Annotated in this window: 14 protein-coding genes and 2 tRNA genes; 11 read left to right on the top strand and 5 right to left on the bottom strand. The window is 69.8% G+C overall.

Annotated elements, in window-relative coordinates; all coding sequences use genetic code 11:
• The first annotated feature begins 114 nt into the window (after positions 1-114).
• The 4 genes from MKL11_RS26850 to MKL11_RS26835 all read left to right on the top strand — a co-directional run bounded on the left by MKL11_RS26850 (position 115) and on the right by MKL11_RS26835 (position 4046).
• Positions 115-678 carry a nitroreductase gene (locus MKL11_RS26850; RefSeq protein WP_243948956.1) on the top strand — a complete coding sequence of 188 codons (564 nt, stop codon included), beginning with the start codon at positions 115-117 and terminating at the stop codon, positions 676-678.
• Positions 679-705: 27 nt separating this feature from the next.
• Positions 706-1335 (top strand): flavin reductase family protein, encoded by a 630-nt coding sequence (locus MKL11_RS26845; RefSeq protein WP_243948955.1) that lies wholly within the window; start codon positions 706-708, stop codon positions 1333-1335.
• A 90-nt stretch (positions 1336-1425) separates the two neighbouring features.
• Positions 1426-2517, top strand: a complete 1092-nt coding sequence (locus MKL11_RS26840; protein WP_243949095.1) for a lytic transglycosylase domain-containing protein — start codon at positions 1426-1428, stop codon at positions 2515-2517.
• Positions 2514-4046: a DUF2336 domain-containing protein gene (locus tag MKL11_RS26835; protein WP_243948953.1), complete on the top strand. Its 1533-nt coding sequence runs from the start codon at positions 2514-2516 to the stop codon at positions 4044-4046. Before MKL11_RS26840 ends, MKL11_RS26835 begins: the two co-directional genes overlap by 4 nt.
• Before the next feature lie 21 nt (positions 4047-4067).
• Here MKL11_RS26835 and MKL11_RS26830 read toward each other — a convergent pair whose 3' ends face one another.
• Positions 4068-5924 carry a glycoside hydrolase family 15 protein gene (locus MKL11_RS26830; protein ID WP_243948951.1) on the bottom strand — a complete coding sequence of 619 codons (1857 nt, stop codon included), beginning with the start codon at positions 5922-5924 and terminating at the stop codon, positions 4068-4070.
• A gap of 118 nt (positions 5925-6042) precedes the next feature.
• Positions 6043-7287 carry an acyl-CoA dehydrogenase family protein gene (locus MKL11_RS26825; protein ID WP_243948949.1) on the bottom strand — a complete coding sequence of 415 codons (1245 nt, stop codon included), beginning with the start codon at positions 7285-7287 and terminating at the stop codon, positions 6043-6045.
• 116 nt (positions 7288-7403) lie between these two features.
• On the opposite strand from MKL11_RS26825, the gene MKL11_RS26820 reads away from it, so the two are divergent.
• Positions 7404-8159 (top strand): response regulator, encoded by a 756-nt coding sequence (locus tag MKL11_RS26820; RefSeq protein WP_243948939.1) that lies wholly within the window; start codon positions 7404-7406, stop codon positions 8157-8159.
• Positions 8156-9562, top strand: coding sequence for an ATP-binding protein (locus MKL11_RS26815; protein ID WP_243948937.1), 1407 nt, complete (start codon positions 8156-8158; stop codon positions 9560-9562). Before MKL11_RS26820 ends, MKL11_RS26815 begins: the two co-directional genes overlap by 4 nt.
• Before the next feature lie 31 nt (positions 9563-9593).
• Here the strand turns inward: MKL11_RS26815 and MKL11_RS26810 are convergent, their stop codons facing one another.
• Positions 9594-11741: a methyl-accepting chemotaxis protein gene (locus MKL11_RS26810; protein WP_243948935.1), complete on the bottom strand. Its 2148-nt coding sequence runs from the start codon at positions 11739-11741 to the stop codon at positions 9594-9596.
• A gap of 92 nt (positions 11742-11833) precedes the next feature.
• Positions 11834-12127, bottom strand: coding sequence for a hypothetical protein (locus MKL11_RS26805; RefSeq protein ID WP_243948933.1), 294 nt, complete (start codon positions 12125-12127; stop codon positions 11834-11836).
• Between the two features lie 61 nt (positions 12128-12188).
• Here MKL11_RS26805 and rocF point away from each other — a divergent pair, with 61 nt between their 5' ends.
• The 3 genes from rocF (at position 12189) to MKL11_RS26790 (ending at position 14253) form a co-directional block, all read left to right on the top strand.
• Entirely contained in the window at positions 12189-13157 is a 969-nt protein-coding gene (gene rocF / locus MKL11_RS26800) for an arginase (RefSeq protein ID WP_243948931.1), read from the top strand.
• Positions 13157-14014 carry an urease accessory protein UreD gene (locus MKL11_RS26795; RefSeq protein ID WP_243948929.1) on the top strand — a complete coding sequence of 286 codons (858 nt, stop codon included), beginning with the start codon at positions 13157-13159 and terminating at the stop codon, positions 14012-14014. The genes rocF and MKL11_RS26795 overlap by 1 nt, the downstream gene beginning before the upstream one ends.
• 165 nt (positions 14015-14179) lie before the next feature.
• Positions 14180-14253 (top strand) — tRNA-Cys (locus MKL11_RS26790).
• Positions 14254-14625: 372 nt separating this feature from the next.
• Here the strand turns inward: MKL11_RS26790 and MKL11_RS26785 are convergent.
• The gene (locus MKL11_RS26785) at positions 14626-16305 is read right to left on the bottom strand and encodes a methyl-accepting chemotaxis protein (RefSeq protein ID WP_243948927.1); all 1680 of its coding nucleotides are present in this window, start codon (positions 16303-16305) and stop codon (positions 14626-14628) included.
• A gap of 700 nt (positions 16306-17005) precedes the next feature.
• On the opposite strand from MKL11_RS26785, the gene MKL11_RS26780 reads away from it, so the two are divergent.
• Together MKL11_RS26780 and MKL11_RS26775 are read left to right on the top strand one after the other, a co-directional pair.
• Positions 17006-17081: transfer RNA gene (locus MKL11_RS26780), tRNA-Asn, on the top strand.
• Positions 17082-18201: 1120 nt separating this feature from the next.
• Positions 18202-18420 carry a hypothetical protein gene (locus MKL11_RS26775; RefSeq protein ID WP_243948925.1) on the top strand — a complete coding sequence of 73 codons (219 nt, stop codon included), beginning with the start codon at positions 18202-18204 and terminating at the stop codon, positions 18418-18420.
• Positions 18421-18427 lie beyond the last annotated feature (7 nt).

Raw genomic sequence — 18427 nt, 5'->3', positions numbered from 1 at the left:
GTATCCGGGGCCGCCTGTGCCTCCGGACCATGGCGGCGGCAAGGCCGCACGCTCTTCCACCGCCGCGCTCTGCATGCCACATCCGGGTCCCGATCACCCAGCGGGACAGGACGCATGAACGCCACCCTCGACCTTCTGACAACGCGCCGCTCGGTGCCGCCCCTGCTGCTCGACGGCCCGGGGCCGGACCGCGCCCAGCTCGAGACCATCCTGACCGTCGCCTCCCGGGTGCCCGACCACGGCAAGCTGGCGCCCTGGCGGTTCATCGTCATCGCTGAGGCGGCCCGGGAGCGGGTCGGCGAGACCATCGCAACGACATTCTTGGCCGACAATCCCGACGCGACCCCCGAGCGGCTTGCCCAGGAACGCGGCCGCCTGTTGCACGCGCCGCTCACCGTCGCGGTCGTCTCCCGCACCGGCCCGCACATCAAGATTCCTGAATGGGAGCAGTTGCTCTCGGTCGGTGCAGCCACGATGAACCTCGTGGTCGCGGCCAATGCCTCCGGCTTCGCCACCTCGTGGCTGACGGAATGGTACGCGTACGACCGCCGCGTGCTGGATGCGTTGGGCCTCGCACCGTCCGAAAAGCTCGCCGGGTTCGTGCATATCGGCCGGGCGCGCGAGGTGCCGTCCGACCGCCCGCGGCCGAGTCTTTCCGAGATCGTGACCTATCTCTGATTGCGACTGGTCTCAGAAGGCGCACCCGTGCATTACGATCTCGAAGCCCCGCGCGAGGCGCGCGCCCTGCCGCACAACCCGCTGAAGGCGATCGTCGCGCCGCGGCCGATCGGCTGGATCAGCGCCATGAGCCGGGACGGCAAGCTCAACCTCGCACCGTACTCGTTCTTCAATGCGGTGGCGGACAACATGGTGGCGTTCTCGTCCTCGGGCCGGAAGGACGCCATGACCTTCGCGGAGGAGGGCGCGGAGTTCGTCTGCAGCCTGGCGACCTGGGACCTGCGCGACGGGATGAACGATTCCTCGGCGCCGCTGCCGCGGGGCGAGAGCGAATTCGCCTTCGCGAAGCTGGAGACCGCCCCCTCGCAGAAGGTGCGCCCGCCCCGGGTGGCGGCCTCGCCCGCCGCCCTCGAATGCCGATGGCTGCAGACCGTCCCGCTGGTTCCCCTCGGCGGGGGGGACGCCGAGAACTTCCTGGTGATCGGGCAGGTCGTGTCGATCTACGTCGATGAACGGTTTGTATCGGACGGCATGGTCGACACGGCGGCGATGCACCCGATCCTGCGCGGCGGCTATTTCGACTATTTCCGCGCCACGGCCGACACCCGCTTTCAGATGCGCCGGCCGAAGGGCGCGGCCGAGTTCACCGGATCCTGAAACCCGATATCGCAGCGCAGCTTCGATTGAGGACTTGTTTACCATAAGCAGCGCAGGTTCACGGTGTCCTCAGACCCCGTGCGCGCCCGGATGTTCCTGTTCACCACGCCGTCCAGCCCACCGGAGAGCAGCCCGCCCGCACAAGCGCCGCGGGCGGCGACGGGCGCGGCCGCCTCCGGACCGGTTGTCCAGGCGATCCGCGACGGCGCAATGGCGACCGGCGTCGGCTTCGATTACCTCCTGGCCACGGCCCGGCGGGAATCCGCCCTCGACCCCGCGGCCAAAGCCGGGACCTCGTCGGCCACCGGCCTGTTCCAGTTCATCGAGCAGACCTGGCTCGGGGTGATGAAGAATGCCGGGCCGAAGCTCGGCCTCCAGGCGCAGGCGGACGCGATCACCCGGCAGCCGGACGGCACCTACGCGGTCCCGGACGCCGACCAGCGCCAGGCGATCCTCGACCTGCGGCGCGATCCCAAGATCTCCGCGACGCTGGCCGGCGCCCTGACCCAGCAGAATTCCGACGCGCTGGCTGCAGCCCTCGGGCGCGACCCGACCGCGGGCGACCTCTACGCGGCCCATGTCCTGGGGGCCAAGGGCGCGGCCGCGCTGATCTCCACCGCCCGCGCCTTCCCGGCCCGGGCCGCCGCCCTCGACCTGCCGGAGGCGGCCGCCGCTAACCGGGCGCTGTTCTACGACCGCGCCGGCCGGCCCCGCAGCGCCGCCGAGCTCTATGCCAGCCTGTCGGCCGCCGCGCAGGGTGCCGCCGCCACGGACCTGACCGCCCTGCGCCAGGACGGCGCCCCGGCGACGCAGGCGGCCACGGCCTATGCCAGCACCGCCACGGCGTTCGGCGGCACCGCCGACCTGCGCAGCCTGTTCCAGACCGACCCACGCGGGGCGGCGTCCGACGCGACCGCGCGCCTCTGGCAGACCCGCAACGCAGCGCCGCCGACCCAGCACGCCGCGCCGACCTATTTTCCGCGCTCGGGCGCCGAAACCTCGGCCAGCCTCGCCGCCGTCGAGCCGGCGACCACCGGCGCCCTCGCCGAACCGGCGCAGACGCCGGCCGGACACGCCCTCGTCAATCCGCCGCTGCCGCCCCGCCGCCCGGCCGAACTCGCCGGCGCGGGATCCACCACCGGCATCAGGACCAGCCTGTTCGCCCCCCGGAGCGGCCCATGATCATCCGCGAGTTCCTGGCCTGGACCCAGAACGCCTCGGCCGGCCGCCGGGCCGAGGCCACGACGGCGCTGGCACGGGCGTACCTCTACGGCGACCTCTCCGCCGATGAGGCCTGGGAGGCCAAGACCGCGCTGCTGTCGCTGCTCGACGACCCATCGCCGGTGGTCCGCCGGGCGCTCGCCGAGACCTGCGCGGCCTCCGCGCGGACGCCCCGGCCCCTGGTGGTGGCTTTGTCCTGCGACGTGCCCGAGGTAGCGCGCCTGGTCCTGGCCCGCTCGCCGGTGCTCACCGACGCGGATCTGGTCGATGCCGCGGCTTTGGGCGACGAGGCCACCCGCGCGGTGATCGCGGCCCGTCATCATCTCTCGCACGCGGTCTCGGGGGCACTGGCCGAGATCAGCGAACTCGACACCCTGGTGGTCCTGGCCGGCAACCCCACGGCGAAGATCACCGCGGGTCGGATGCTGCGCATGATCGAGCGCCGCGGCGAAGAAGCGGGCTTGCGCGAAGCGCTGCTCCGGCGGTCCGACCTGCCGCCGGAGGTGCGCTACGCGATCGGCCTCGCTGTGGCCGAGGCGCTGTCGCTGTTCGTTACCGCGCGCGGCTGGATCGGCACCGAGCGCTGCGACCGGATGCGCCGCGAGGCGGGCGAGCGCGTAGCCCTGGAAGCCTGCGACCAATCCGGCGCCGCCGGGGTGGCGCGCCTCGTGGCCCATCTGCGCACGACCCGCCAGCTCACCGCCGGCCTGATCCTGCGGGCCGTGCTCTCCGGCCGGACCGACTTCGTGCAGGCGGCGCTGGCCGATCTGTCGGGCCAGGATCATGTCGGGATCGCCCGCGCCATGCGGGACCCCCGTTCCTTCGCCGAGCTGCATCGGAAGGCCGGGCTGCCGGAGGCGCTGCTGCCGGCGATGCAGGCTGCCCTCGCAGCCCAGCAGGCGGCCGCCGACAAGCCGACCGGCCTGCGCGGCGCCGGCCTGTCGCGTCGGATGATCGAATCCGCCATCGACGCCTGCACCGATCTGCCGGCGCCGGAGATGCACGCGGTCGTCGCCCTGTTGACCCGCTACGAGGCCGAGGCTGCCCGCGACGAGGCCCGCGAAGCCGCCCGTGCTATCGCGGCCGAGGCCATGGCCCGGGAAGCCGCCCGCCGCGACGCCGCAGCTGCCGATGCCGCCTGGCGGGCCGCCCTGGAAAGCCAGCGCCGCACCGCCTTCGCCGAGCCGGTGACCGCCTTCGAAACCGTCGCGGTGGCGCCGGTCGAGATGCCCGATCCGGTGGTGGTCGAGCCCGCGATCGTCGCGGAGGCGGACGCCGAGCTGGCCAACCCGGTCGGGGCGATCCTGGATGCGCTGCCCGAGCAGATCCTGGCCTGGTACCGCACGGAGCCGAAGGAGGAGGATCCGGAAGTCCAGGCCGCCATGCAGGAGGTCCTCGACGGCCTCGGCGCCGATCTGCTGGATCAGTTCCGCGCCAGTCGCGACACTGCGGATGCCGGGTCTGACGAGGCCATCCGGATCGCGGCCTGACGGGGAACCTTGAGACGCGGCCTACTCCGCCGCTCGCTGCTCGATCGGGTCGACCAGGCCGAACCGCTCGATGCTGTCCTCCAGCCGCAGGGCCGCGTTGATCAGCGCCATGTGCGAGAAACCCTGGGGCATGTTCCCGCGCTGCTCGCCGGTGGCCGCGTCGATCTCCTCGGCGAACAGGCCAACATCGTTGCCGCGCGCGAGCAGGCGCTCGAACACGGCCTTTGCCTCCCGGATGCGCCCGTCGAGGGCGAGGCAGCCGACCCGCCAGAACGCGCAGGCCGTGAACGTGCCCTCGTCGCCCTTCAGGCCGTCATCCATGCGGTAGCGGTAGATCAGGTCGCCGACGCCCAGTTCCCGCTCGATCGCTGCCAGAGTCGAGCGTGTGCGCGGGTCGGATGGATCGAGCGCCCCGAACAGGGCCACGCGCAGCACGGCCGCGTCGAGGTGGTGCGATTCGTAGGCGCCAGTGAAGGCCTGCTTCTCCGGGCTCCAGCCCCTCTCGAGATATTCCGCCCGGACCTCGGCGGCGATCCGCTCCCACGCGGCGATCTTTTCGGCGGGGACGCCGTCGATGTTGCGGGCGATCCGGGCCGCGTCGGTCAGCGCCACCCAGATCATTGCCTTGGTGTGGACCTGCTGGCGCGGCCCGGTCCGCAATTCCCAGATGCCGTTATCGGCATCGTGCCGGTGGCGGATCGCCCGGGCGGTGAGGTGATCCAGCACCTCGGGCAGGCGGTCGTTGACCTTCTCGGGCGGGTCGTAATCGACCGCCTCCAGGAACACGCAGAGCGCCCGCAGCAATTCGCCGTAGATGTCGTGCTGATCCTGGTCCTCGGCCAGGTTGCCGATCACCACCGGGCCGACGCCGTGCCAGCCTTCGAGATGGTCCAGCACCTCCTCCGACGGCATGTCGTCGCTGATGCCGTACATCAGCTTGGTGTCTTGCCCGTAGGACCCGTCCCGCTCGCGCAGGAAGCGCAAGAACTCGGAAGCCTCGCGGACGTAGCCGAGCATCACGAAGGCGGTGACCGTGAAGGCGGCGTCGCGCATCCAGGTGAAGCGGTAATCGTAGTTGCGATCACCGGGCACCGCCTCCGGCAGCCCGGCGGTCGCCGCCGCCACGATGCCGCCCGTGGGCGAATAGGTCAGCAGCTTCAGGCACAGGGCCGAGCGCATCACCGCGTCCCGATAGGCGCCGCGATAGGAAGTGCGGTCGCTCCAGCGACGCCAGTATTCGGTCGTGGATTCCAGGCGGCTTTGGGCACCGGCAAAATCGTCGATGCAGGCGTCTTCGTTGTCCTCACCATGGGTCAGGACCAGGTAGGCGGTCTCGCCTTCGGCGAGATCGAACCGGATTTCGGCCGCGTCGCCGTCCAGCTTCGGCTCCGGGAAGGCGTTGACGCGCAGGCGGCAATCCCCGGCCTCGAACAGGACGGACCGGCCCTCGACGATCGGTGTGCAGGGGCGGCGGGCGTAATCGAAGGTCGGGCGCACCACGTATCGGCCGGTGACCCGCCCGCTCTCGCAGGTGAGCAGCCGGATCAGCCGGCTTTCGCCTTCGCCGTCCGGGCCTTCGTCGGGCTCCGGGCTCGGCGGGTTGACCGGCATGACGTCGACCAGCCGGGCGCGCCCGGTGGCGGTCGTGAAGGTGGTCTCCAGGATGTTGGTATCGGGCACGTAGCGGCGCGTCGTGCCCTCAAGCCCGTCGAAGGCGAGGCTGCACGCACCGCCCTTGTCGTCGTCGAGGAGCTTCAGGAACAGGGCTGGCGAGTCGTGGCGCGGCCAGCACAGCCAGTCGATCGAGCCGTCCCGGGCGATCAGCGCACAGGAATGGGTATCGCCAATGAGGGCGTAATCGCTGATGGGCTTCGACACGGGGCTTCCGAATGACGGTCGCGCCGATGGTGCGGCGCACGCAGATCCCGGTGAGGTAGCCGGGTCGGCCGGGGCGGGGAGTCCGGCTTGACGATTCGTCGCACGAGTCTGCGATTCGTCAGGCACCGGGTCGGGGCAGCATCCGGTCGCTGATGATCCGCCGCTGGATCTCGCTCGTGCCCTCGAAGATCGTGGTCAGGCGGGCATCGCGCCAGTAGCGCTCGACCCGCCGCTCGGTGGTGTAGCCGTTGCCGCCGTGGAGCTGCATCGCCTGGTTGGTGACGCGCACCGCCATCTCGGTGGCCAGGAGCTTCACCATCGCCGATTCGCTCTCGGCCGCCTCGCCCTGGTCGAGGAGATGGGCGACCTGCTGCCAGAACGCCCGCGCTTGGGCGACCTCGGCGGCCATGTCGGCCAGTGCGAAGCGGAGCGCCTGAAAATCGCCGATCGGATGGCCGAACTGGACCCGCTCCTGCAGGTAGGCCTGCGTGTCCTCCACGGCGGCCCGCGCCACGCCGACCGCCCGGGCCGCCGTGTGGACCCGGGCGATGTTGAGCCCGCGCTGGACCGAGGCGAAGCCGCCGGAATCGGCGTCCGCCCCCTGGTCGCCGTAGAGCCCGGTGAGCCGGTCGCTCTCGGGCACGCGTACGCCGTCGAGGGCGAGCTCGAAGGTCTGGAAGCCGTGATAGCCGATCTTGTCGATCACCCGGCCGGTCATGCCGGGCGGGAAGCTGTCCCGGTCCTTCACCACCAGGAACGGCTCCAGGCCAGCCGAGCGCGATTCGCCGGGCTCCGGATCGCGGGTGCGGGCCAGGACCTCGACGAAGTCGGCGCCCTTGGCGAAGCCGGCCCAGCGCTTGGTGCCGGTGAGCACCCAATCGTCGCCGTCCCGCACCGCCCGGGTCTGCACCCCGGCGAGGTCGGATCCGGCATTGGGCTCGGACAGGGAGATCGAGCCGATCCAGGCGCCCTTGGCCGAGCGCCGCAGCAGGTCGGCCCGCCGCTCCGGATCGAGGGTCTGGGTGCCCAGCCCTTGGCCGCGGGCCAGGATGCTGCCCACCGACAGCCAGGCCCGGGCCAGCTCCTCGGAGACGAGACAGTATTCGAACACCCCGAGGCCGAGGCCGCCCTGCGCCTCCGGGATCGTGATGCCGAACCAGCCTTTCCCGGCCATGGCGTCGATCAGCGACCGGGGCATCTCGGCCTTCTGCGGGTCGAGCTCGTCGGCGAGCGGCAGCACCGTATCGCGGGCGAAGGCGCGGGCCTCGGCCTGAAGTGCGGCCCGAGCCGGATCGTACCACGGCGAGGCCAGCTCGGGCGGCTTCGGCGCGATCGGATCCGGCTTGGTCGCCTTGGTGCTCATCGTCTTTCCCGGAGTCCGGCCGCCGCCACAGCTATGGCTGTGCTGGAAACATGCGCTTACAAAATGGTTCCGTCGCGCATCTTCGAATAATCGCCGCTTCGGCGCATAATCCCGTGATGACGCTCGCCGATCCGCTCGCCGATTCCTGCGCGATGAACGCACCCGCCACACCCCACATCCTCGTGGTCGAGGACGATCGGGAAATCTCGGCCCTGGTCGCCCGCTACCTGCGCGGCAACGATTGCCGTGTTACGCTGGCGGGCGACGGCGCCGAGATGGACCGGGCGCTGGCGGAATCGCGCATCGACCTGATCGTGCTCGACCTGATGCTCCCGGGCGAGGACGGATTGAGCCTGTGCCGCCGTCTGCGCGGCGCCTCGCAGATCCCGATCCTGATGCTGACCGCGAAATCCGAGGAGGTCGACCGCATCCTCGGCCTGGAACTCGGCGCAGACGATTACCTCGCCAAGCCGTTCAACCCGCGTGAACTCCTGGCCCGGATCCGGGCGATCCTGCGCCGGGTCGCCGCAGAGGCGCCCGACCCGGACGAGCGCCGGCGCCTGCACTTCTCCGGCTGGACGCTCGACGTGTCGCTCCGGCAGGTGCTGTCGCCGGAGGGCGCCCGCATCGCCATGACGGGCGCGGAGTTCGAGCTCCTGCACGCGCTGTGCCTGCGGCCGGGGCGGGTGCTGTCGCGCGATCAGCTGCTCGACCTCACCCAGGGGCGCACGGCCGGGCCGTTCGAGCGCAGCATCGACGTGCTGATCTCGCGCATCCGCCAGAAGATCGAGCGCGACACGCGCAACCCGGAATTCATCCGCACGATCCGCTCGGGCGGCTACCTGTTCACCCCCGAAGTGACTCGGTCATGAGCGCGTTCCGACGGCTGCGCGACCGGCTCCGCCCGCAGAGCATCGCGGGCCAGATCGCTCTCTTGGTCGTGGCCGGGATCGCGGTCGCCCATATGGTCGCCACCGCGGCGTTCCTGCTCCTGCATGAACCGCAGAACCCGGATACGCTGCCGGGCGTCGCCGCCGGCCGGCTGTCCACGCTGGTGCGGCTCCTCGACGAGGCGGACCCGGCCGCGCGGCCGGCCCTGCTGGCGAGCGGGCGCAGCCTTCCGCTGATCCGGGTCGAGGCCTGGGACGGGGCGGTGCCACAGGATGCGGCCCCCGTCCCAGACCTGCCGGTCATTCGCCGCCTGCGCGTCGGTGCCGGTCGGCCGGTGACCGTCGTCGATCTCTCGAAGGATCAGGACCGGGCGCCTTCGGACGGATTGCTGCATATCGGAATGGTCACGCCAAACGGGGCGACCCTCCAGGCCACGCTGCCGGACGCCCCCCTGCACCCGCCTCGCCAGGGCGCCCTGATCTTCACCGTGGTGTTCCTGGCGCTGACCCTGGCGCTGCTCTGCCTCTGGGCGACCCGAGCGCTCACGGCGCCGCTGGCGCGCTTGGCGGGCGCCGCCGAAGCGTTCGGCACACGGGACGATCACGTCGCCCTGCCGGAGGCGGGCCCCCGCGAGGTGCTCGCCGTCTCCCGGGCGCTCGACCGCATGCGCGCGCGCGTGCGCCGCCTGATCGACGATCGCACCCAGATGCTGGCGGCGATCAGCCACGACCTGCGCACGCCGATCACCCGCCTGCGCCTGCGCGCCGAGTTCATCGAGGACGAGCACACCCGCACGGCCACTCTGCGCGACCTCGACCAGATGAACGGCCTGGTCGAGGCCGCCTTGTCCTTCGTGCGCGACGGGCAGACGCGCGATGCCGGCAGCTACAGTCTCGTGGATCTTGCCTCAGTGGTGCAGACGGTCTGCGACGACTTCTCGGACTTCGGCGCGCCGGTGAGCGTCGGGCGCAGCCGGCACGTCCTGGTGCAGGGCCGGCCGGAGGAATTGCAGCGCGCGATCACCAATCTGGTGGACAACGCCGTCAAATACGGCGGACGGGCGGAGGTCCGGATGGAGGCCTCCGAGCGGGGCATCCGTGTCTGCGTGCTCGATCAGGGGCCGGGCATCCCCGATTCGGAGCGCGATGCGATGTTGCAACCCTTCGTACGCGGCGACCGCGCCCGCAACCTCAACGAGGCCAGCGGCTTCGGCCTCGGCCTGTCGATCGTGCTGGCGATCGTCGAGGCCCATAACGGCCGGCTGATCCTGGAAAACCGGCGCGAGGGCGGCCTGTGCGCCGCCATCGAATTGCCCCTGGCGGCGCAGGCCTATGCGGGCCGGACGGCGCGGCCGGCTTCGCCGCTGCCGGCCCGGGCGGCCTGAGACCGTCCGGGCCGGGAATCCACCGGTCGGATCAGGCTGCCCGGATGTTCCGCAGGAATTGCGAGACCTCGGCGCGAAGCTGCTCCGACTGCGCGGCGAGCTCGTCCGAGGCCTGCGATACCGAGGACGCGGCCTGACCGGCCTCGCTGGCGACCCGGGCGACCTCGGCGATGTCGGCGGTCATCCCGCTGGTCCCGGTCGAGGCCTGCCCCATGCTGCGGACGATATCCTGCGTGGTGACGCCCTGCTCCTCGACGGCGGCCGAGATGCTGGTCGAGACGTGGTTCATCGCCTCGATCTGCGACACGATTCCCTGGATCGCCACGGAGACACCGCCGGTCACCGCCTGAATCGATGCCACTTGGCGGCTGATCTCGTCGGTTGCCCGGCTGGTCTGGGTCGCGAGTTCCTTGACCTCGGCCGCGACCACCGCGAAACCGCGGCCGGCCTCGCCCGCGCGGGCGGCCTCAATCGTGGCGTTGAGAGCGAGCAGGTTGGTCTGGCCGGCGATGGTCGAGACCATCCCGACCACGTCGCCGATCCGGGTGGCGGCGGCGGCGAGATCGGCCATCGTGCCCTCGGCTCGCTTGGCCTCGTCGACGGCCGTGGCCGACATGCCGGCGGCCTGCTCCACTTGGCGCCCGATCTCTTGGACGGTAGCGCCGAGCTCTTCCGCCGCGGCCGCGACCGAGTCGACATTGTCGGCAGTCTGTCGGGCGGCGCTGGCGACGCTGGTCGAGCGCTCGGAGGTGCCCGCGACGGCGATCCGCATGGTTCCGGACGCACCCTGCAGTGACTCAACCCCTCTGGTCAGCCCCTCGACGATGCCGCCGACGGAGCGCTCGAAATCGCCGGCGAGATCCTGCAGCATCGCACGGCGAGCCTGTTCCTCGCGCATCCGCGCCGCCTCCGTGGTATGGAGCTGCTGCGCCGCTTCTTCCAGCGACACGTCGCGGATGGTGACCACCGCGCGGGCAATGTCGCCGATCTCGTCCCTGCGCCGGCTGCCCGGCACCTCCGTGAGCGTCTGGCGGTCGGCGAGCGCTTTCAGGGCGCGGGTCAGGGCGCTGAGCGGGGACACGATCGAGCGCGCCAGCAGCAGGCCGAGCAATGCGGTTCCCGCCAGGACGCAGAGACCGATCAGGAACAGCGTGCGCGAGAGCGCCCGCACGGCATCGATCGCCTCCGCCTGCGACTGCTCCGCCACCACGGTCCAGGGCGCGCCGAGCACGCTGACCGCCGCCGCCGCCGCCATGTGCGGACCGTCCGCCGAGGGAAATTCGAAGCTGCCACCAGCCTTCAGGCGGTCCGCCGCGATGCCGAGGGGGGCGACGCTGTTGCCGGCCTTCACGTTGGCATTCAGCGGCGGGTCGCTGCGCAGCCGTCCATCGGCACCAGCCGCCAGGATCTGACCGGTCTCTCCGAGACCGGCCCGCTTGGACAGCGTCTGGTCGAACAGGGTCGGCGTCACCCGCATGGCGATGAAGCCGATCCGCTCCGCCGCCTGGGCCGTGCCCATGGCGACGTTGGCCCGCTTGGTCATGGCGCGGCCGATGAAGGCGGCCGGAACGCCATCCACCGGGTAGGCGGAAAAGTCCTCGAACAGGACCGCGCTCGGATCGGAGGATCTGAGCCGCTCAATCAGATGCGCGAGCGCCGTGCCCTTCAAGCCGTCATCGGTCACCGACTTGGCGAAATCGCCGCCCTTGGTGGTCGTGTAAACGACGCGGCCGGTGTCATCCAGGAACAGCAGATCGGCATAGCCGGGCTGGGCGACGAGCTTGCGCGCCACCTCCTGCACCTTGACGTGCCGGCGCCCGTACATGCCGCTGCCATCCAGCGCGACCCGTGCCTCGACGGTCTGGGGCGCCTGAAACGCCTCGACCAGGGCGGCCGTGTCCGGCTTGGCCAAGTCGAGATTCTCGATCAGGTCCGGGAAATTCGAGACGATCTGCGGATGCACCGCCGCAGCGAGGAAGTCGGCCTGCATCCGGTCGGCGACCAGCTCGATCCCATCGCGGCGCGCGACCGCGGCGAGCTGCAGCCGCTCATTCGCCGCGTCGATCAGGCCGGCCTTGGCGGAGTACCAACTGAAGCCGCCCATCGCGGTGGCGCTGAGCAAAGCCAACCCGATCGTCATCGCCGGCAGGCGGGAGCTCAGACGCGAAAGAATCACCATGACCGTCCTAAAAGGATTTCAGACTCAGAATCCGGCGCAACCTTAAGGCAATACCGCTAAAATCTCGTAAATCTCAGCGGAGATCCTTAGTTTTATTCAAGATCCGTCAATCTATCGAGATGCTGTATCGTCCAAGATTTGGAGCGCATATTCAATTCCTGTAAGTCAGGATTTTTCAGACAAAGCGCCAATGCATCTGGGATACGGTCGCTGAACACCGTTTTCGGCTGAATGGCTTCACTGTCAGCATGCCGGGTTGTCTGATTGGCAGAGGCATGGGTTGCCGGTCGCATGAACGGCACCTTCGGCGCGCCAGCGCCGGCGCGAACGCGGCCCGGCGCTTGCTGGCGATCGGCCGCGTGAGAAGCGAATCGGTGGCCCGCCACCACGAGTCCGCCTAGAGCATCGGCCGAGCGCTTGAGCCTTCACCTGGACTGGGGAGACCGGATGACGAGCGAGACCAGCCGAGAAGATACCCGCCGGATCGCGCTGATCGGGGCGCCGATCGAGGTCGGGACCAGCGAACCCGGCGCGCTCATGGGCCCGGCGGCGCTCCGCACGGCCGGTCTTGCGCGGACTCTGTCCGATCTCGGCCACGCGGTGATCGATCACGGCGATGTCGTGCCGGACGGACCGGCCGACGGGCGGGGCCTGCCCGCCGTCGCGGCTTGGACCCGCGCCCTGTCCCGGACGGTCGAGGCCGCCCTCGGGGCGGGGTCGATGCCGCTCGCCGCCGGCGGCGACCACAGCCTGTCCCTTGGCTCGGTGGACGGGGCGATGCGCCATTGCGCCCGCGAGGGCCGTCCGCTCTTCGTGCTCTGGCTCGATGCTCATGCCGATTTCAACACGCCTGAGACATCGCCCTCGGGCAACGTCCATGGCATGCCGCTGGCGGCGCTGTGCGGCGAGCCGGGCTTCCCGAGCCTGTTCGCCGAGCCGGTTCCGGCGCCGCTGCCGCCGGAGAACGTCCACCTGTTCGGCCTGCGCTCGATCGATGCCGGCGAGCGCGCGCTGGTCAGCGCCCGCCGGGTCGGCGTTACCGACATGCGCACCATCGACGAGTTCGGCGTCGTCGCGCCCCTGCGGCGCGTGCTCGACCGGGTCGCCCGGGACGGCGCGCATCTGCATGTCAGCCTCGATGTCGACTTCCTCGACCCGTCGATCGCGCCCGGCGTCGGCACCACCGTCCCGGGTGGTGCGACCTTCCGCGAGGCGCACCTGATAATGGAGATGCTGCACGATTCCGGGCTCGTCCGGTCCCTCGACGTGGTCGAGCTGAACCCGTTCCTCGACGATCGCGGGCGCAGCGCCCGGGTGCTGGTCGAGCTGGTGGCGAGCCTTTTCGGTCGGCGTATTCTGGATCGACCCACACCCGCGATCGAAGCGGTGTCGAGCGACCAGACCGGCCGCCATTGATGCCGGGCGGCCGAGCGGACGCTCACGATCCACCCGAGGCGCCGGCCCGCCAGCGGTCGAATGGGCGCGTCCACCTACGCGCCGGGCCGGTCGGCGGCGCCGGCCCGACCCGGATCCTCGATCTCGCCGAATCCGGCCCGTCGCGGCTGCGCTTCCCCCGGGGGGAGGGGGCGCTGGAGGCGGTCCTGGTCAACACCGCCGGCGGTGTCGCGTGCGGCGATGCCTTCACGATCGCCCTGGACCTCGCTCCGGGGGCCGACCTCGTGCTGACCACCACGGCGGCCGAAAAAATCTATCGCTCGGACGGGCCGGTGAGCCAGATCGAGAACCGCGTCACCGTGGCGGAGGGGGCCCGGCTGGCCTGGCTGCCGCAGGAAACAATCCTGTTCGATCGCGCCCGGGTCCGGCGGCGCTTCGAGGCCGACCTCGTGGAGGGCGCGGCGCTTCTGGCCGTCGAGATCGTGACCTTCGGCCGCGCCGCCCGGGGCGAGCGCATCACGGACGGCCTGTTCGCGGATACGTGGCGCGTGCGCCGGGCCGGCCGGCTCGTCTACGCCGACAGTTTTCTTCTCGATGGGCCGATCTCCGATCTGCTCGCTCGGCCGGCGATCGGCGGCGGCGCGCGGGCCTGCGCGACCCTGCTCGACGTCTCCGACGGCGCCGAGGCACGGTTGGAGGAAGCCCGCGCCCTGCTGGATGAAGCCGCCGCGTCCGGGATCGAGGCGGCGGCGAGCGCCTGGAACGGGCATCTCGTCGTCCGGGCCTTGTCGGTCGCGGTCGGGCCGCTGCGCAGCCTTGTCGCCCGCGTGCTCGCCGGCTACCGCGATCGGCCGATGCCCCGGGTCTGGCAGAGCTGACGGGCGCGGCACCGGACCGGATCGCCCTACGGTCCCGACCGAGATCATATTCCCGCGCACAAGCCGCATCGCGGCCGTTGCCTGCCGCCACCGACCTCTGCTAGAGACGCCCACCCGGAGCCGGCCGTCAGGCTTCGAGGGCGACGCCGCGGCGTCGCGACGAGGGGCCTCGTGGCGGAGTGGTTACGCAGAGGACTGCAAATCCTTGCACCCCGGTTCGATTCCGGGCGAGGCCTCCATCCTTCCCTCAAGACCCTTGGAATTATAGCGTTCCGCCGCCGGCTTGGGGCTGATTTTCGCTCGGGCTTGGGAGCAGGCGCCGTGGCGGCTCGGAACTGGCACGGTCGTTCAAGCCGCGCTTGGCCCGCCTCGCGGGCGTAACGTATCACCTCGGCCAGCGACATGTGGCCGGCGACGCTAGTGATTGCGCGCAACCGGCCTCCGCGAGGCGTCGAGCTGCCGTTTTTTGCAGACCCGGGATCCGGCGCCGCGCTGATGATCGCGCCGGCGATCATCAGGCTCGTCTGGCATCCGCGGTTTTCGATCCTCACGGTACGACCGCATGGTAGCGGCGTTGTCTGCCGCCGCTATGCCGCAAGTCGCGCCGCGTGTCAGGCGGCGTGCACCTGACCCAGAAAGGTCTCGATCGCATGCTGCAGGGTCCGGGTTCCGGTGCTGACCCGGGAGGCGCTGCCGCGCACCTGCTCCGCCTGCACCTCGTTGGAGGCCGCGGCGGCGCGCACGCCTCCGACGCTCTCCGAGACCTTGTGCGAATCCGCCGCTGCATCCGAAATGGCGCGGGCGATCTCCTGGCTGGCGGCACCCTGCTGATCCGCCGCCTGGGCGACCTCGGAGGCGATCAGGCTCATCCGGGCGATGGTCTCGCCGATCGACGCGATGGCGTTGACCGTGTTGGCCGCCGCCCCCTGGATCGACCCGACCTGCCCGGTGATGCGGTCGGTGGCGAGCGCCGTCTGGCCGGCCAGCGCCTTCACCTCCGCGGCCACGACGGCGAAGCCGCGCCCCGCGGCTCCGGCGCGGGCCGCCTCGATCGTGGCGTTGAGCGCGAGCAGGTTGGTCTGCTCGGCCACCGTGCGGATCAGGGTCACGACGGCGTCGATCTCCCCGGCCGCCTGCGACAGGCTCGAGACCGTGAATTCCAGCTGCTTGGTATCGCTGAGGGCCGTGGCCGCGATCTCGCTCGTGTGCCGGACCCGCTCCTCGATCTCCCGGGCGGAGGCCGCGAACTCTTCGGCCGCGCTGGCGATGCTGTCGACGATGCCGGCGGTCTGGCTAGAGGCTCCCGCGACCACGGCGGCCCGGGCGGCCATGTCCCCGGCCGTGCCGGTGAGCGTCGCGGCCGCCTCCTGCATCGAGTCCGCCGATCCGGCGAGGTCCGCCACCGCGCGGTGCGTCTCGCCCTCGAAAGCGCGGGTCGCATCGGCCAGCTGCTCGGCCCGGACACGGTCACGGTCGCGGCGGGCCTGCGCCTCGGCGTCGAGGCTCCGCTTCTCGATCAGGGCCGTCTGGAAGCCCGCGATGGCGGCGGCCATCTCGCCGATCTCGTCGCGACGCTGGGTGAACGGGATCGTGCGCCCGAGATCGTTGGCGGCCAGGGCCGTCATGCTGGCCTTCAGCCGGTTGAGCGGCCGCCGGACCTGGGTGAAGATGATCCAGATCGCGGCGAGCAGCCCGAAGGCGAGCGCCACGGCCGGCACCGCGATCAGCGCCAGGCGGGCCTTTTGGCGATCCGCGGCGTCGGCGGCACGGCGCTCGTTCAAGCGGGCCAGCACCTCTCGGCCGAGCAGGCCGATCTCCGCGACCATGTGCTCGCGGTTCTTCACCGTCGCCTCGTCGGTAGCCTGGATCAAGGCGGCCTTCGGCGAGATCGTCAGGCCCAACTCGGCCGTGTCGGTCTGGTAGGCGACGAACTCCTTCACGAACAGGTCGAACCGGCGGCGCCGGTCCTGGGGCAGCTGATCCTCCATCGCTTCCAGGAACGGCCCCCTGACCTGCTCCACCGCCGCCAGGGCCTCCTGCAGGGCGGACAGGCGCGTGCGCGCCTCCGCAGTGTCCTCTGCCGTATAGAGGGCGGTCGCCTGCACGACCGCGTGCTCGATCGCCTGACCCAGGGCACCGGCCTGGAGTCCGGCGTTCCAGATCTTGTCCGTGGCGGCGGCGCGCTCCTGCTCCCACAACGATTGCCGGATGGCGAAGGCCGAGATGCCGATTGCCACGAAGCCCAGCAGGCCGACGACCGCCGCCAGCTTGAGGCCGAGAGAGATGCGCATGAGAAGGAGACCGGTGTCCGCAAGAATCAGAAGGGAGCCCTAATATAGCAACGCTTGCGCTCGGGTTAAATATAGCCGGCAAACGCGATGGATATGACTTTCAGACAACGCCATTACGACTGTACTCTTTTGAACAAATGGCTGAGTACGATTACAGAGATCACGAGAAAATCTTGGATTGTCGCGACGGCTCGGCGGCGGGAAACCTGACCTTCGCCGCGCGATCCGGCCGGCTCGACCGGTGGACGCCAGGATCACGCCCGCCGCGACGGCGGCGATCCGGGACAATCTGATGAAGACGGGCCCCCGGCTGTGGCGTTTCCGGTGGCGCGTGCGCGGCCGGGCCCCCGTCGGGATCCCGCCCCAACGTCGAGATTCAGGAGACCAGGCGGGCAGGCCCGAACGCAACCGGGCGGCCCCGCGACCGGAAGCCGTTTGCGCGGGATGCCTGCGCATCGCTGGCCGAGGGTCGCGATGACGCTTGAGGCTCGCCCGGCGGGCCGCTCCTCCGCGGCCGCCTGGCACCGCCAAGCCTCGGCCGCGTAGCAGATGTTGCATCAAAGCAACGCCCCGGCCGGTTGAGCGCCGGCAAACCACCTCGCCAAGCAGACCACAGGGCGCGCGCCTTCGAGAACCGCGAAGATCCCGCGATTCAGGGTCTTGCGTCCCGCGATCCCGGTGTGTAGAGACCCGCTCGTGATCCCCGATAGCTCAGTTGGTAGAGCAGGCGACTGTTAATCGCCTTGTCGCAGGTTCGAGTCCTGCTCGGGGAGCCATCAGCCTACCAACATCTCCAGATCGCTGCGCTTTTTGCTTTCGATCCCGCACCGGGTTGCGAGGTGCGGGAATAGCAACCGCGTTCCAGCAGTCGGTGATCCGCTCTGCGAGCTTCGTTCGGTTGGCGCCGCGCACGTAGGTTGCGCTCTCGCGGCTGCCTTCCGCCCACCCGAACCACGCGTTCAGCTCGGCCTCCGTGGCGCCGTTCTCGGCAGCCCGGCGCGCGCTGGCTTTGCGCAGGCCATGCCCGCGGCTCGGCGGTTCCCTCTCAGCGCACATGGCTCCGAGCCAGTTGCCGAAGCTCTCTTTGGTGTACCGGGGGCCGATTCTCAGTCGCGACGAACGTCAGTTCGCCGATCGACGCGGCTGCGATGGACGCTGCCGGCGGCGGCAGGATCCCGACCGTGACCTCCTGCTCGGTCCACTCCGTTTAGATGTGGATCACGCCACTGCAGACAGGTGGGCGGCCACCTGTGCGCGCCGAGCGATAAAGGCACAGCCACGGAGCCGCAAATAGCATCCCCACCTGATCAATGCTTCATTAGGTCTGATTTTTCATTCAATCTGGCTGAAAAATGACCGAGATAATTTTTGATCAATACAGAAGCCAAGATCAACAACAAGATTAGGGACATAAATTATGCAAAGCGCGTCATGAACTGCGGCGTTCTCGATATAAGTCCGCTTGCATGATATAAAAAAGAACAAAAATCTGGATTTGTCTCTGCGAAACATCCATATCTAAAAAACATGTAATTGAAGAAATGTAGATTACATTTGATTTATCCGCTTACGATATTGAATTATATCAAATAAATTATAACCGACGATCAATGAGTGACGGTCGACCAACCATTTATCACATAGGGCGAGCGAAAACTCTGCGCTCGCTCAACAGAATATTCAACTGTCGCGCGATTTCAGCGTCGCAGTAGCGGGATCCGTCATCCCTGCGGACCGGCGAGGCAACGCTGGCTGTCACGGACGCCGCCTGCGCCTCGCGGGCGATCCTAATGGGACACTTACGCGATCGGTGCCGTGTCCCGCTCGAACCTTTATGCGTCCCGGCCCAGCTTGAGGGCGCGGTTCCCGGAGGATCGCGGGAACCCCAGACATCCGATGTCGCCCATCATCCACATCGTCGCCCCGGCAGGGGAGATCGCCCAGTTCATCGTCGGGCAGGATCCCAAGGGCCGTTGGGTCGCCATCGAGATCCACGGGCGGGCCGGTGGGTTGTTTCGGAGCCGGGAGGCGGCGATGAATTACGCAGCGGGCGAGACCAATCATCGCCCTGATGCCGTGCTGCTCTCCGCGGAGCGGATCGAGCTGCGGTTGTGACGCCGGT

Origin of the sequence: Methylobacterium sp. J-077 (assembly GCF_022829365.1) — a bacterium.
Taxonomy (GTDB): domain Bacteria; phylum Pseudomonadota; class Alphaproteobacteria; order Rhizobiales; family Beijerinckiaceae; genus Methylobacterium.
The sequence above is the reverse complement of the archived record's forward strand: the minus strand, read 5'-3'. Positions and strand labels throughout refer to the sequence as shown.